Below are 13,853 nucleotides of genomic sequence, written 5' to 3'. Positions count from 1 at the left end.
GCGGGTTCTTCCAGGTGAGAGGGGACGACGGTCATCGGCGGCGGCCCTTGCGGGTGGCCCGGGTGGTGAGCTCCTCGTAGGCGGGGGCGTCACCGGAGCGGACGCGGGCCCACGCGCGCCCGAACAGCTCGGGCACCGGGAGCAGGGGCACGGCCCGCACGTGGGCGCGCACCGGGTAGAGGCTCTCCTTCCAGACCTCCACCGGCAGGGCGGGCGACTTCAGGTCCAGCCAGCCGCAGGGCAGGAAGAGCGTGCGGCCCGCGCGCGGACGCCTGGCCTCCACCACCAGGTCGGTCGACGCGAGTTCGGCGCGGGCCTTCTTCATCCGGGCGGGCCGCCAGCCCGTCCAGCGGGCGCAGTTGCGGTCGGTGGGGTCGGGGAGGGCGAGCAACTGCAGGTAGAGCGCTGCCGCGTCCTCGCTCAGTGCGAGCCGCGCGGCGACCTCGGCGACCAGCCCCGGCACGCTGAACGTCGGGTCCTGCGCATGGCCCGACGGCCCCTGCGGATCGGTCCCGGCCGCGACGGCGTCGGCGAGTTCTCCGCCGAGGAGCGTCCGCAGAGCTCGCATGCCCTGGCCGCGCCCGGGCCCGACGAGCCCCTCGACCAGCCCGAACACCGGGTCGTCGGGGCCGTGCAGCGCGCCGGGCCGCACCAGGACGGTCTCCTGCTCGCCGTACCACGGCCGCAGCACCAGCGCCTCGCCCGCGGCCGTCAGACCGTGCGCGTCGGCGCCCCCGGTCGCGGCCATCCCGTACGCCTTGCGCAGATCGACGGCGGTCGAGGAGCCCTTGTCCGTCCAGGCGATGTCCAGGTCGATCAGCAGCCCAGGATCGGCGACGCGGCGGCGCACCGCGGCCAGGCTCTCCGGCAGGACGCCCCGCAACGGGTGGGCGTACGGAAGGGAGTAGGCGAGCCCGGCCAGAGCGGCCACCGCTCGCGTCAGGTCGTACCGGCCGGGCAGCGCCGCGGGGTCCTCCGCGACCAGGTTGCCGTCCTTGTCCGGCCGCTGCACGGTGGTGCGGCCGATCCAAGGGGTGAGCCGGGGGTTGAGGACCTCGTCCACGGAGCCGGCCGGCACACCGTCCAGGGCGAGTTCCCCGGCGAGCTCCTCCGGCAGCCGCACGACCCCGGCGAGGCGCTGCGCCCAGACCCGCGCAGCCGCCTCGGTGTCCGGTCCGGCCGTCCACAGATCACCGGGGGCGTCGGGCAGCAGCGCCCCGACGAGCGCCGCCCGGTCACCGGCCGCGACCGACCCCAACAGGGTGTCCCCGAACTGCTTCTGACGGGGCTTCAGTCCAGTTGCGGCGATCACCTCGTCGGTGAGCTGCGACGGCTGGCCGGCGAGCAGCAGCGCCGCCTGGACGGGCCCGACGCCCCCGCGTGTGGCGGCGGCCAGGGCGTCGGGCGCCTCCGGCTGCCAGGGCGCGGCGCCCTTGTCCCGGACCAGTGCGGTGACGGCGGCCAGCGCGTCGGCGGGATACACCGCCGGGTGCGCGCTCTCCCGCACCAGGGCGAAGTGGGCGATCGCGCCGAACCGGCCGGCCGTATCGTGGTCGAGGGCGAGCCAGTTCACCCGCCCGCCCTGCCGGTCGACGCTCTGGCAGCCGAGGACGACGACGGTACGGCCGTCCCGACGCAGCACCTGACCGACCCGTTCCTGCTTCTCGTACGGTTCGCTCAGCACGACCTCGCGCAGCGCGCCCGCGCCCTCGGGCGTGGCCAGCGGCCCCTCGGCGACGGCCTCCAGCAGCAGGAGCAGCGCCTCGCGGTGCTGCACGGTCGTCGTCGGGCAGGCGGCCCGGTACGCGAGCGACCGCAGGGCGTCCAGCACGGGCGTCCACACCGGGCCGATGCCGGGGACGGTGAACTCGTCGCTGCGCCAGCCGTCGGCTACGCCGACCGGCCGGGAGGCCTCGGGCAGCGCCTTGCCGTCGGCCGGCTCGCCGGACAGCACCTGGTTGACGGCGCGGATCTGCCGCAGCGTGGACCAGGTCGTCTCGCCGCCCCACCCCTGCACCTGGGCGATCCCGGTGACGGCCTCGCGCAGCGTCCGGTCGTCTCCGTACTCGGGCTTCAGGTCCGCGAACATGCCGTGGATCCGGTTGTCCTGCGCCTTCGACCGGACGACCGGAGGGGCCACGAACGCGGCGGTCGACTCCGCGAGCCGCAGCACGGCGCGTACCAGCGCGGCGACCCCCGTGACCAGCCTGCGGTCGCCGAGCGCGGGCAGGAAGCGGGACACGATCTCCTGGACGACCTCGTCCGCCGTGGGGACGACGTCCCGGCTCTGCGCGGAGCCGTCGACAGACCCGGCCGCGGTCGACCGGGCCTGTCGCTCGGCCAGCGCCCGCGTCGCGGCGCGCACGATCTCGGCGGCCCGCTCGTCGCTCAGCGCGCGCAGTGCGGCCGACGCCTCCTCGTCGCGCGGACGCAGCGCGTGCCAGTACTCGACCGGCGGGACGAACCGGGTGCCCGCGGCGAACTCGCCGCCGCGCTCCATCGGCGTCACCCGGCCGAGTTCGCCGGCGGGAGAGGTGTCATCGCCCGAGTACAGGGCGATCTGCCGGTGGAGACGGACGGCGACGGGCTCGGCCCCGCCGGGCAGCCGCAACGCGCCGAGCAGGACGCCGGGCGCCCGGCCGCCCGCCCACGGCAGGGTGACGATGCGGCCGTCCGGCGTGCCGGCGACCGTGCGGGCCTCGGCCCCTTCCCCCTGGGTGCGCACCCAGCGGCCGAGCACCGTGCCGTCGGTTCCGAACGGGCTCTGCTCCAGCCCCGGTCGGAGCGGCAACAGCTCGCAGTTCTCCTGCTGCAGCGTCGCGTCCTCCTGGATGCCGGCCTGCAGGAAGGCGGGCAGCGAGGCACGCCCGTGGGCGCCGGTGGCCGGGTCGTACTCGAGCCAGACCTGCTGCCGGCCCTGCCGCCCCTGACGCCAGTACGAGGTGCCGTCGCCGAGGATGCGGCGTCCTGCGGGCAGGACGGTGTCGCCGGCGTGCAGGACGCGCCCGCCGCCCGCGCGGCCGCCGCCGGGCAGCGGGATCGAGGGGGCGCCGGCGTCACCGCCGCCGTACCAGTAGGCGGGGATCTGCTCGCCGCCGAGCGGGAACACGTCGGCCGGGCGGGCGGACCAGTAGCCGAACTGCTTGCCGTCCTGCCGCCACATCACCAGCAGTTCGCCGTCGGTGTAGCGGAACGAGGGCCGCTGCCAGCGATGCGCGGGCACGGGCAGCCGCAGGTCGTGCTCCAGCAGGATCTCCTGCGGGCCGACGACGAACACCTTGTGCTCGCGGGAGACGATCAGCGCGGGCCACGCCTCCTGGACGGTCATCGGGTTGTCGTGATCACGGCCGGGCTTGGTCTCGGCGTCGATGCGGCGCAGCGCCTCGTCGAGCGCGGGCCAGCCCAGTTCGTCCAGGAGCCCCGCGCGCACGGTGTGCCCGAGCAGCGGCGCGACCTCGCGGGCGGCGACGCGGGCCACGGCCGCCGGGCTGACCCGGGCAGCCACCGCACGGAAGGGCCGCAGCCGTTCCAGCGCCGCCCGCGCGGCGGGCAGGCCGACCGCCGAGGTCAGCTCTCCGGCCGCGTCGTCCAGCCACTGCCGCAGCACGTCGCCGAGCACGGGGTGGGCGGCCAGCCCTTCCAGCACCTCGGATCCGGGCCGGACGCCGCCGACGGCGCCGACGGCGGCGTACAGCAGGCGACGGAAGCGCGGGTCCGCCGCGGTCGCCGTCAGATCCCGCCGTCCGCCCCGCGGCTCGCGCAGCCAGCGGTCCAGGGCGAGATGCACGACCTGGCCCGCGTCCGGCAGGGCCAGCGGCACGCCCTGCGCCACGCACAGGTCCAGCAGGTCGAGATCGGCGCCGGCGTGCCAGCGCCCGGCGCACAGGTCGACCGGGCGGCCCTGCTCGCGCAGCCGGGGCGCCATGCGTTCCACCAGGGCGAGGGTGGCCGGGGAGCGGTCGGCGACGGTGCCGCCGTGCTTGCGGTGCAGCGCCCACCGGCCGAGCCAGTCCGCCGCCTCCACGTCGGAAGCACTCTCACCCGTGAGGAGCAGGTCCGCGCCGCACTCCGCGAGCAGCGCGAGCCAGAACTCGTCGTCCTCGACGGAACGGCCCAGCCCGGCGGGCATGATCTCCAGCAGCCGGGTCCGCACCTGCGGCCGCTGCCCGGCGAGGACGGCGAGCGTGGACCGGTAGGCGTTCCAGAAGGACGCGGGGGCCCGGACCGCGGCGGGCGAGGCGAGCAGGTCGGCGACCAGGGCGCATTCCTCGGCGGTCCGGTCCAGGCCGGCCGCCTTGATGAGCCCGCGCGCGTCCTGCGGCAGCGACGCGTACGGCGGCATCCCGGCCGCGCAGCGCTCCACGGTCAGCTGCCGGAACTGCGCCCAGGCGGCGGCCGGGTCGAGCCGCGCGGAGAGGGCCCTGACGTGTTCCTTGAGCGCCTTGACCGTCAGCGCCCCGGCGAAGGCGAACTCCAGGAACACGGCGCGCTGCCGCTCCTCGTTGACCGTCAGCGCGTGCACCCGCTCGGCCTCGCGGGCCTTGCCGAAGAAAGCGGAGGCGTACGTCGTGTTCTCGTGCCGGAGGAAGACGCGGGCCGCGTGCTCGTAGTAGGTGGGAAGGAAGTGCGGCACGGCCCGGCCGAGCCGGGCGCCGAGCTCCTCGAAGCCGTCCTTGGCGGTGCCCGGGCGGGACTTGGCCTGCCGGGCGAGTCGCTCGACGTCCTTGACCAGGGCCAGTGCGTGGTGGCCGTTGGCCGGGTCGTTGACCAGCGCCCAGGCGGGGAAGCCGAGCGTCTCGCGGCGCACCTGGCCGACCTCGGGGGTCTGCTCCTCGCGGGTGAGTCCGAGGAAGTCCAGGGCGAGGTCCTCTGCCTCGCCGAGGGTGCCCGGCACCAGGCGCACGATCCTGCGCTCATCCAGTGCGGGATGACGGTAGACGCGGACGGTGAGCGTGTCGGCGTCCTCGCGGGTCGTGCTGCCCGAGGGCAGGACGGCGCCGGCGTCGAGCAGGACGGCCGCGGTGTTCTCGTCGTAGGTCGTCATGCCGCGCGCTCCTCGTCCTCGATGTCCCGCCCGGCGTACAGCGCGGCCGCCATGCGCATGCCCTCCGACCAGGCCACCGCTCCGACCTGGCCGAGCTCCAGCGCCCGGCCCGTGGCATCGGTGAACGTCAGAGGGCCGGTCTCGGCCTCCTCGTAGCCTTCGTAATCGCCCACCCACACACGGGCTTCGACGGTGCGGCCGTCCTCCAGGACGGACGTCACGGCGTTGCCGCCGCGCACCCGGTATCCGAGCTGGGTGACCCGGCCGTGCAGGAACCGCTGCTCCTTGAAGGCGCCGCCCGCGTACTCCTCGACGGACGTGCCTCGCGCGTCGAGCGCGGCGGGCCGCCGCCACACCTCGCGGAAGAGCTGCTGGGCGCGCTGCTCGACGCCGAGTTCCACGGCGAACTCCCGCAGCTCCTCCAGGTCGTCGAGGAGCACGGGGTGGGCAACCCGCACGAGCTCCGGGGTGATGCGGACGGTGTCGCCGTCCAGGTCGACCAGGCCGAGGCCCCGCTCGGGGTCGGCGTCCCGAAGGAATCCCGCCACCTCGCCGTCGTCCCCGGTGACGACGAGGTCGCGCAGGGCGGCCTGCCAGGCGGGGTCGGGCCACACCTGGGCGACGACGGCGAACGGCACCGGCAGCGAGCGCACCATCCACCGCTCGACGTCCGCCAGGCACCGGCGTTCGTGCCGTTCCAGCCAATCGACGAGCTGACGCAGCCCCACCACCGTCGGCTCGTCGGCGATCTTGGGCGGAACGGACTTCAACCGCCGCCCGGCCGCGTTGCGGCACACCACCTTGCCGTCCTCCAAGGCGACTTCGTAGTCGCCGGCCGACACCCACCCCATGCGTGCCTCCCGCACCCGCTGTGATCAAGTGCCGGGAACTGTAGATCAGGCCACTGACAACGGGGTTCCGCAGACGGCGAAGCGGCGGTGAACCGCGGACCCGCACGTCGAAGTGCGCAGGTCATCCCTGGGCGGTGCGTCTCGTCGAGCGGTGCGGCCCACCTCTGCGCCGGCTGCGGTTCCGGCCACGCGGCAGGCGACCGCGGGCATGCGCGAGGCGGTCGCCGGCAGGCGGAAGGCGGTTGCCGGAAGGCGGTTGCCGGAAGGCGGTGCGCTCAGCCTTCGACCCAGCCGTGGTCCTTCGCGAACTGCGCGAGCCCGGCGCGCACCTGGAGGATCTGCTCGCCGGTGAGCGAGGGCGCCGCCGTCAGCAGCGCCTCGGTGACGTCCCGGGTGAACTCGTCCGTGCTGAGCACGTCGCACAGGACGTCGTCGTCGGCGGCGAGCGGCTTTCCGTCCGCGCCCCGCGCGAGCCGTACTCCGGACGCCTTCGGACCGCGCTCGCCGTCCTCGATCTCGAACTCCACCACGATGCCCCGGCGCACCTGGGACTCGGGCATCAACATGTCGTTCACATGCAGGAAGACGTCTTCCCCGCCGTCGTCGGGCGCGATGAACCCGTAACCGCGCTGACTGTCGAAGCGCACCACACGACCAGCAACCATCCCAACCCCCAGCGACCTCGAAACACCACGTCGGTGAACCTGCCCGGATCGTAGTCAAAGCGACGGTCGTCGGGCGAGCGCGGGACGTTCACCGAGCGCGACCAGGGGGGCCGAGCGGCCGGTCGGCCGGCTCCGCCGTCGTCCGCGCCGACGCTGCGGGCGCTCTCGCGCCGCGCGGCCGACCGGTCAGGATCCCGCGCGCTCCGCGTCCCGCTTCTTGATGCGGACCGTCTCCTTGCGGACCTCGGCCTGGATGGCGCGTTCCATGTGCAGCCACTCCGGCCCGGCGTCCTTGACGGCCTCGATCTGCTCGGTGGTCAGCGCCTCGGACACCCCGGCGCGGGCCAGGCCCGCGATGGAGACGCCCAGTTTGGCCGCGACCACCGGGCGGGGGTGCGGTCCGGTCTCGCGCAGCGTGACCAGCCACTCGGGCGGGTTGGCCTGGAGCTCGTTCAGCTCGGTGCGCGTGACGACGCCCTCCTGGAACTCGGCGGGCGTGGCGGGGAGGTACACACCCAGCTTCTTCGCCGCGGTGGCGGGCTTCATCGTCTGGGCGTTCGCTTGCGACTTCATGCGGTCCAGGGTATCGGCCGCGGCGGAGGGCCCCGACCACAGCCGGTAGCCTGGCGGGATGACCGACTCCGCGGACTCCCCCTCCTTCCGGCTCGCGTACGTCCCCGGAGTGACGCCCGCCAAATGGGCGCGGGTCTGGGCGGAGCGCCTGCCCGACACGCCCCTCGCCCTCCTGCAGGCGACCCCCGCCGAGGCCGACGGCCTCCTGCGCGAGGGCGCCGCCGACGCGGCCTTCGTGCGCCTGCCCGTCGACCGCACCGTGTTCAGCGCCATCCCGCTGTACACGGAGACGACGGTCGTCGTGGTCCCCAAGGACCATGTGATCACCGCGGCCGAGGAGATCACCCTGGAGGACCTCGCCGACGAGGTGGTCCTGCACCCCCTCGACGACGTCATCGGCTGGGAGCGGCCGCCCGGCGAGCCCGCCTTCGAGCGTCCCGCGACCACCGAGGACGCGATCGAGCTGGTCGCCGCGAACATCGGCGTGCTGGTCGTGCCGCAGTCCCTGGCCCGCCTGCACCACCGCCGCGACCTGACCTACCGCACGCTCGTCGACGCCCCGCAGTCGGAGGTCGCCCTGTCCTGGCCGCAGGACGCGACCACCGACCTGGTCGAGGACTTCATCGGCATCGTCCGGGGCCGCACGGTCAACAGCACGCGGGGCCGTACCCAGCAGACCCCCGCGGCGGAGCAGAAGAAGGACGAGCGCCGTAAGGCGCAGCCGGGCGGCGCCCGGCGCGGGAACACGGCCGCCGGCGCCCGCGGCCGCAGCGGCGGCGCGAAGAGCAGCGGCGGCGCGAAGAGCGGCGGGGGCCGGCGCGCGGGCGGCGGAAAGCCCCGTCGCCGCTCCTAGCATTCCGCGGTCCCCAGGGCGTCAGGGGCACGAGAGTCGCTCTACGCGCGCGGGGTCCACCGTCTGCCCCGGCCGGGCGCGCCGAGCAGCCCGTCGGCCGCCCACGCGTCCCGCCCGTGCTCCTGCCCGGAGCAGGTCGCTACTTCGCCGCCGCCCGCCCGATCGACTCCACCAGGGGCAGCAGCCGGTGCGGCACGCGCTCGCGGAGCACCACCTCGGTGCGGGTGCGCACCACGCCGGGCAGGCTGATGAGCTTCTGGATCACATCCTCCAGGTGCTCGTTGTCCCGCGCCACGACCCGTGTGACGAGGTCGCCGCCACCGGTGACGGAGAACGCCTCCACGATCTCCGGCACCGAGGCCAGCGCGTCGCCCACGTCGTCGAGGTGGCCTTGGGTGACCTCGATGTGCACGAACGCGAGCACCGGGTGGCCCAGGGCGGCGGGGGAGAGCGACGGTCCGGTACCGGTGATGACACCGTCCCGCTCCAGCCGGTCGAGGCGGGCCTGAAGGGTGCCGCGCGCGATGCCGAGCAGACGGGCGTACTCGCGCACGCTGGTCCGCGGCTGCTCCAGCAGCAGACGCAGGATGCGGGTGTCCAGCTCGTCCACGGCCATGTCCTCGCCCTGTCCCTATCCCTCGCTCGCGCCCGACCTGCGCGACAGTATCAACGGCCGGGAGAGGCGCGAGCGGGCCGGACCGGTCGAGGCGCGGGAGGGACCCCGTCGGCGACCGGTGGACCGTTGGCCCGGCCGACGGCCCCGCCGACACGGCTTCGGCTGGGCCATTGGCCCAGTCTTGTCGGACCCGGTTGAACCACTCGCCCGTCTGATGCTGAGATGGCCGGGTCGATGGCGCTGCGGACTCCGCGGCGCCTTTCTCATGTCGTCTCACGAGTCGTGTCGTCCGGCGCGACGGTTGCGAGGGCGCGTCAGAGTGGGGAAAGGGCGGGACAGCTTGCTGAAGAGGGCGTTCGCGGCACCGGATCCGGGGCGGGTGCGACTGCGGTTCGCCACCCGGGCCGTGCTCGGCATCGGGCTGGCCGTGGCGCTGTGCGGGGCGGCCGGACACAGTCTGACGGCGGCCGTCACCGGCGGCCTGGCCGCGCTGCTCGCGCTGTTCACGGTGACCGACGCGACGGTGCGCGGGCAGGCCGTCACGACCGCGCTGCTGCCCGCCGTCGGGCTGCCGGTGCTCACCCTCGCGGCCTTCCTGCACGACGTCCCCGTCGCCCGCGACGTCGCCTTCCTCGCCGTGGTCGGCGCGGGCGGCTACGCCCGCCGGTGGGGGCCGCGCGGCCACGCCCTCGGGGTGTTCGCCTTCATGACCTTCTTCGCCGCGCAGTTCCTGCACACGGCCCCCGCCCGGCTGCCGGAGCTCTACGCGGCCGTGACGATCTCGTTGGCGGCCTCGTCGGCGGTGCGGTTCGGCGTCTGGTGCTACGAGCGGCGCTCGCCGGCGCCGCCCGTCGTGGCCCCGCCGACCGGCGGCGCCGGGCTCGCGCGCATCACGACCCGGCAGGCCGTGCAGGCCACCGTGGCCGCGGGGATCGCCCTCGTCGTCGGACAGGCGCTCTCCGACCAGCGCTGGTACTGGGCCGTGGGCGCGACCTGGTGGGTGTTCGTGAACACCGCCTCGCGCGGCGAGACGCTGGTCCGCGGGTTCCGGCGGTTCCTCGGAACCGTCCTCGGGATCGTGGTGGGGCTCGCGGTGGCCGTGCCCCTGCACGGGGAGCCGGTGGCGTCCGCGGTGGTCGTCGCGGCCGGCGTCTTCGGGATCTTCTACACGGCCGCCGTCTCCTACACGTGGATGATGCTCTCCGTCACGGTCATGGCCAGCGCGCTGTACGGCGTGCTCGGGCTGCTCGACCCCGCTCTGCTCGCCCTGCGCCTCGCCGAGACGGCGGTGGGAGCCCTGGGCGCCGTGCTCGCGGTGCTGCTGGTGCTCCCGGTCACCACGCACTCCGTGACCGACGCCTGGGTGGAGCGCGCGCTGCGCTGTGTGCACGTCTGCACCGCCGAGGCCGCCGCCCGGCTGGCCGGCTCCCCGACGGCGGACCCGGCGCCGCGCGTGGCCGAGCTGGAGCAGATCCTCGCGCGGGTCCGCCTGTCGCTGGCCCCGCTGGTGCATCCGCTCAGCCCGCTGCGGGCACGCAAGGGCCGGGCCCGGCAGGTGCTCGCGCTGCTCGACGACTGCGCCCGCGAGGTGCGCGGGCTGGCCGCGGTCGCGGCGGACCCGGAAGCCTCCCACGACGCCCGGCTCGTCTCGGCCTGCCGGCGGGTGGAGACCGCGGTCGAGGCCCTCACGGCCCCCTCGGCCGCCGATGGACGCCGCCCCGAGCAGGCGGCCGACGGGCGCCGTCCGGCGCGGACCGTCGTCGTGGCGCACAGCGCGCCCGCCGAGCCGGTGCTGGCTCATCTGCACGCTCTGGAACAGGCGCTCCTGGAGCTGGCCGTGCCGCTGCGCGGCTCGGGCCGTGTCTCCGTCGGGGCCTGAGCGGTCCCGCTCCGGGCCGGGCGGGCGAGCGTGCCTGGTCTAGACCGCTCGTGATCGACTGCTACCGTCACCCCGAGCAGCAGCGTCAGCAACGGCAGCGGCGACCCGGGAGGGGACAGCGGTGGCAGACCTCGGCGGAAGGCGACGGCGCGCGTTCATCGGCTCGTTCACGGCGGCTGGAGGGCCCGGGATCGTGGCCGCCGCCGTGGATCCGGCCAGTGGGGCGCTGACCGTTCTGAGCAGCGTGAACGGCGTCAAGGACCCCTCCTATCTGGCCCTGTCCGTCACCGGGGAGACGCTGTACGCGGTGAGCGAGACCACCGACGGCGCCGTGGCCGCCTACCGGGTGACCGGCGACGTGCCCGAGCCGGCGGGCCCCCCGGTGCCGGTGAACGGCAGCGGTCCCACCCACCTCAGCGTGTTCGACGGACACGTCCTCACCGCCAACTACGGCTCGGGCAGCGTCACCGCCGTCCCGGTCCGTGCGGACGGCGCCCTCGCCCGGGTCGCCTCCGGCGTCCTGCGGCACCGCGGGTCCGGACCGCACACGCGGCGCCAGCAGGGGCCGCACCCCCACCAGGTGCAGCCCGACCCGAGCGGTCGCTGGGCGGTCAGCGTGGACCTCGGGACGGACTCCGTGCGGGTGTGCGCCCTGCGCGACGGCAGCCCCGTCCTGCACCGGGAGCACGCGCTGCGCCCCGGATCCGGCCCGCGTCATCTGGCGTTCCATCCGAACGGCCGGTACGCCTACGTCGTCAACGAGCTCACCCCGACCGTCACCGTGTGCCGCTGGGACGCCGTGGACGGCTCGCTGAAGCCGCTGGCTGAGGTCGCGGTCCTGCCCGGCGCGCCGGCCGGCGACGCCTACCCCTCCGGGCTCGTCGTCTCGCCCGACGGCCGGTTCGTCCGGACGGCCACCCGCGGCGAGGACGTGCTCTCGGTGTTCGCCGTGGAGGGCGACGGGGAGACGCTGCGACTGGTGGGCACGGTGCCCTGTGCCGGGCACTGGCCCCGGGCCCTCGCCGAGTCCAGCGGTTTCCTCTACGTCGCGAACGAGCGGTCCGGAGACGTCACCTGGTTCTCCCTGGACCCGGCGACCGGCCTGCCCCGGCGCGGTGGGTCGATCGAGGTCCCCGCGGCGTCCTGCGTCGTCCTCGGCTGACGCGCCCGGCCGCCGCTGCCGACGCCCTCCGACGGCCCCGGCGCCCGCCCCGCTCCCGAGCCGGCGCGGAGCGTAAGCGTCCGGCCCGCCGCGCCACAGACGCGTAGGGCCCGCTCCTCACCCGGAGCGGGCCCTACGCGTCTGATGGCGTCCTAACGGCTGTCTCAACGGACCGGCGCGCCCTGCGGCTGCGGCGGCGCGATGCCGAGGGCGGTCGTGTACTTGGCCAGCGCCAGCTTGCCGATGGCCGGGTACGGGCCGAGCGCCTCCGCCGCGGGGGCGGCGGCCTCCTTGGCCGCCTCCTCGATCAGCGTGGCGTCGATCTCCGGGCCGATCAGGTACGGCGCCAGCGCCAGCTGCTGCGAGCCCGAGGAGCGCAGCTGCTCGGCGACGGAGGCGATGGAGCCCTCCTGGTCGAGGGCCGCGGCCATGACCGGCACGGCGAGGCGCGCGGCGAGCAGCATGCCGGTGATCCCGGCGGCCTGCACGGCCTCCTCGCCGCCCACGGAGGCCAGGATGATGCCGTCCGCGGCCGTCGCCACGGTGAACAGCCGGGCGCGGTCGGCGCGGGCCAGGCCCGCCTCGGACAGCCGCACGTGCAGCGCCTCGGCGAGCAGCGGGTGCGGGCCGAGGACGTCGGTCAGCTCGGCCGCGATGCGGCTCTCCATGACGGCCTGGCGGACCTGGCGCAGCAGCGCGCTGTCGGGGCCGGCCAGCAGCGGCACGACGACGGCGACCGGGCCGTCGGGCTCCTTGACGTCCAGACCGGCGGCGCGGGCCTGCTCGAAGCGGGCCGTGCGCTCGTCGGCGGCGTGCGCGAGCACGGACTGAACGGTGGGGAAGTGGGTGTCGTCCCCGTCGAGGTAGCCGATGCGCGCGTCGAGGCCGGGGAGTTCGGAGCGGGCGATGCTCACGATCTCCTCGGCGAGGCCGCGGGTGGCGGCGGCAGGCGTGCCCGGCACCGCGAGGACGAGCGCGGGCGCGCCCTCGGGAGCCGCCAGCGGCTCGGGTCGGCGGTGCCGCCCGGGCTGGCGAGGTCGCGGCATTCGTACTGGCAGGCCGGACGCGGGCCCAGTGGGGGAGCTCATGGCGACGCATGTTACTGGCTTCTTGGGCTCCCCTGTTCGGGGAGGGTGCACGTGAGCGGTATCCGTCCGGTTTTGTCTGATGAGTTACGTACGGATCAGAAGTGATCAGCATGTTTTCCGGGTGACTTGCCCCTGGAGGGAGTAATCCCCCTTTTGCGGGCTGACGTACGTTCCCTGCGCCGGGCGCATCACGGGCGGCGCGCCACCGAGAGCAGCGCGTCCTCGTACGGCCAGGTGAAAGTGCCCGTCGCCAGGGCTACTCCGATGCGCAGGGCGCCGTCCAGCGGGTCGCCCTCGGCTGCCGCCCGGCGGGCGTGCGGCAGTGCTCTCGCCAGTTCCTCCTCCAGGGGGACGAGGAGGGGCTCGCCGATCTCGAACAGGCCCCCGGTGAGGGCGATCAGGGGTTCCCCGTCGGACGGGCACACCGCGGCGGCCGACTCGGCCATGTGCCGGGCCGCCGCGCGCACGATGGCGGCGGCGACCGCGTCCTCCCGGGCGCAGGCGGCCACGCAGGGCGCGAAGGAGGCGAGGACGGCCGGGCGGTCGGAGCGCGGGTAGAGCAGCCCCGGCAGTCCGGGCAGCGGCCCGAACCGTTCCTCGGCCCGGGCCAGCAGCGCGACCGAACCGCCGGCCCGCCCGTCGTGCGCGCGCAGGGCCGCTTCCAGCCCGGCCCGTCCGATCCAGGCGCCGCCTCCGCAGTCGCCCAGCAGATGCCCCCACCCGTCCGCCCGCCGCCATGCCGTCAGGTCCGTGCCGATCGCGATGAGGCCGGTGCCCGCGGCCACCACGACCCCGGGTCGTGAACCGAGTGCACCGGCGTACGCGGTGACGGCGTCGGCGGCGAGCGCGGTCGTGCGGACGCCGAACTCCCGCGCCAGGGCGGCCGGGAGCTCGGCGCGCAGCGCTTCGCCCAGGGTGCCGAGCCCCGCGGCCCCCACGACGGCCACGGTCGGCGGCGGAGCGCCCGTCTCGGCCGCCAACGCCCGTGTCAGCGGCGTCAGCCGGGCGAGCAGATCATCGCGGTCGACGCCCCGCGCGCCGATGCGCACGGGCTCCGGCGACGAGCGCCGGCCGAGGGCGCCCCGCCCCACGGTCCCGAGGGCGACCCGCAGCCCGGAACCT

The 13,853-nt window shown here is 75.4% G+C and carries 10 protein-coding genes; 3 read left to right on the top strand and 7 right to left on the bottom strand.

Annotated elements, in window-relative coordinates:
* Positions 1-31: 31 nt before the first annotated feature.
* The 4 genes from ACFVYK_RS19855 to ACFVYK_RS19840 all read right to left on the bottom strand — a co-directional run bounded on the left by ACFVYK_RS19855 (position 32) and on the right by ACFVYK_RS19840 (position 7,133).
* Positions 32-5,044, bottom strand: a complete 5,013-nt coding sequence (locus ACFVYK_RS19855; RefSeq protein ID WP_389775541.1) for a hypothetical protein — start codon at positions 5,042-5,044, stop codon at positions 32-34.
* Positions 5,041-5,895: a DUF4132 domain-containing protein gene (locus tag ACFVYK_RS19850; protein ID WP_389775539.1), complete on the bottom strand. Its 855-nt coding sequence runs from the start codon at positions 5,893-5,895 to the stop codon at positions 5,041-5,043. Before ACFVYK_RS19850 ends, ACFVYK_RS19855 begins: the two co-directional genes overlap by 4 nt.
* A 275-nt stretch (positions 5,896-6,170) precedes the next feature.
* Positions 6,171-6,560 carry a cold-shock protein gene (locus ACFVYK_RS19845; protein ID WP_389775536.1) on the bottom strand — a complete coding sequence of 130 codons (390 nt, stop codon included), beginning with the start codon at positions 6,558-6,560 and terminating at the stop codon, positions 6,171-6,173.
* A 186-nt stretch (positions 6,561-6,746) separates the two neighbouring features.
* Positions 6,747-7,133, bottom strand: coding sequence for a DUF5997 family protein (locus tag ACFVYK_RS19840; RefSeq protein ID WP_389775534.1), 387 nt, complete (start codon positions 7,131-7,133; stop codon positions 6,747-6,749).
* Between the two features lie 58 nt (positions 7,134-7,191).
* Between ACFVYK_RS19840 and ACFVYK_RS19835 the strand changes: the two genes are divergently transcribed.
* Positions 7,192-7,986 carry a LysR family substrate-binding domain-containing protein gene (locus ACFVYK_RS19835; RefSeq protein ID WP_389775532.1) on the top strand — a complete coding sequence of 265 codons (795 nt, stop codon included), beginning with the start codon at positions 7,192-7,194 and terminating at the stop codon, positions 7,984-7,986.
* A gap of 139 nt (positions 7,987-8,125) precedes the next feature.
* On the opposite strand, the gene ACFVYK_RS19830 is transcribed toward ACFVYK_RS19835, so the two are convergent.
* Positions 8,126-8,602, bottom strand: coding sequence for an Lrp/AsnC family transcriptional regulator (locus ACFVYK_RS19830; protein WP_389775530.1), 477 nt, complete (start codon positions 8,600-8,602; stop codon positions 8,126-8,128).
* A gap of 340 nt (positions 8,603-8,942) precedes the next feature.
* Here ACFVYK_RS19830 and ACFVYK_RS19825 point away from each other — a divergent pair, with 340 nt between their 5' ends.
* Positions 8,943-10,481: an FUSC family protein gene (locus tag ACFVYK_RS19825; protein WP_389775527.1), complete on the top strand. Its 1,539-nt coding sequence runs from the start codon at positions 8,943-8,945 to the stop codon at positions 10,479-10,481.
* Between the two features lie 121 nt (positions 10,482-10,602).
* On the top strand, positions 10,603-11,643 hold the full coding sequence (locus ACFVYK_RS19820; protein WP_389775525.1) for a lactonase family protein: 1,041 nt from the start codon (positions 10,603-10,605) through the stop codon (positions 11,641-11,643).
* Between the two features lie 164 nt (positions 11,644-11,807).
* Here ACFVYK_RS19820 and ACFVYK_RS19815 read toward each other — a convergent pair whose 3' ends face one another.
* Together ACFVYK_RS19815 and ACFVYK_RS19810 are read right to left on the bottom strand one after the other, a co-directional pair.
* Entirely contained in the window at positions 11,808-12,731 is a 924-nt protein-coding gene (locus ACFVYK_RS19815) for a sirohydrochlorin chelatase (RefSeq protein ID WP_389775523.1), read from the bottom strand.
* A gap of 188 nt (positions 12,732-12,919) precedes the next feature.
* Positions 12,920-13,853 (bottom strand): N-acetylglucosamine kinase (locus ACFVYK_RS19810; RefSeq protein WP_389775520.1); only part of this gene is annotated, 934 nt, incomplete at its 5' end.

Source organism: Streptomyces sp. NPDC058291 (genome assembly GCF_042880855.1).
Taxonomy (GTDB): Bacteria; Actinomycetota; Actinomycetes; order Streptomycetales; family Streptomycetaceae; genus Streptomyces.
This window is presented reverse-complemented; position numbering and strand designations above follow the sequence as displayed.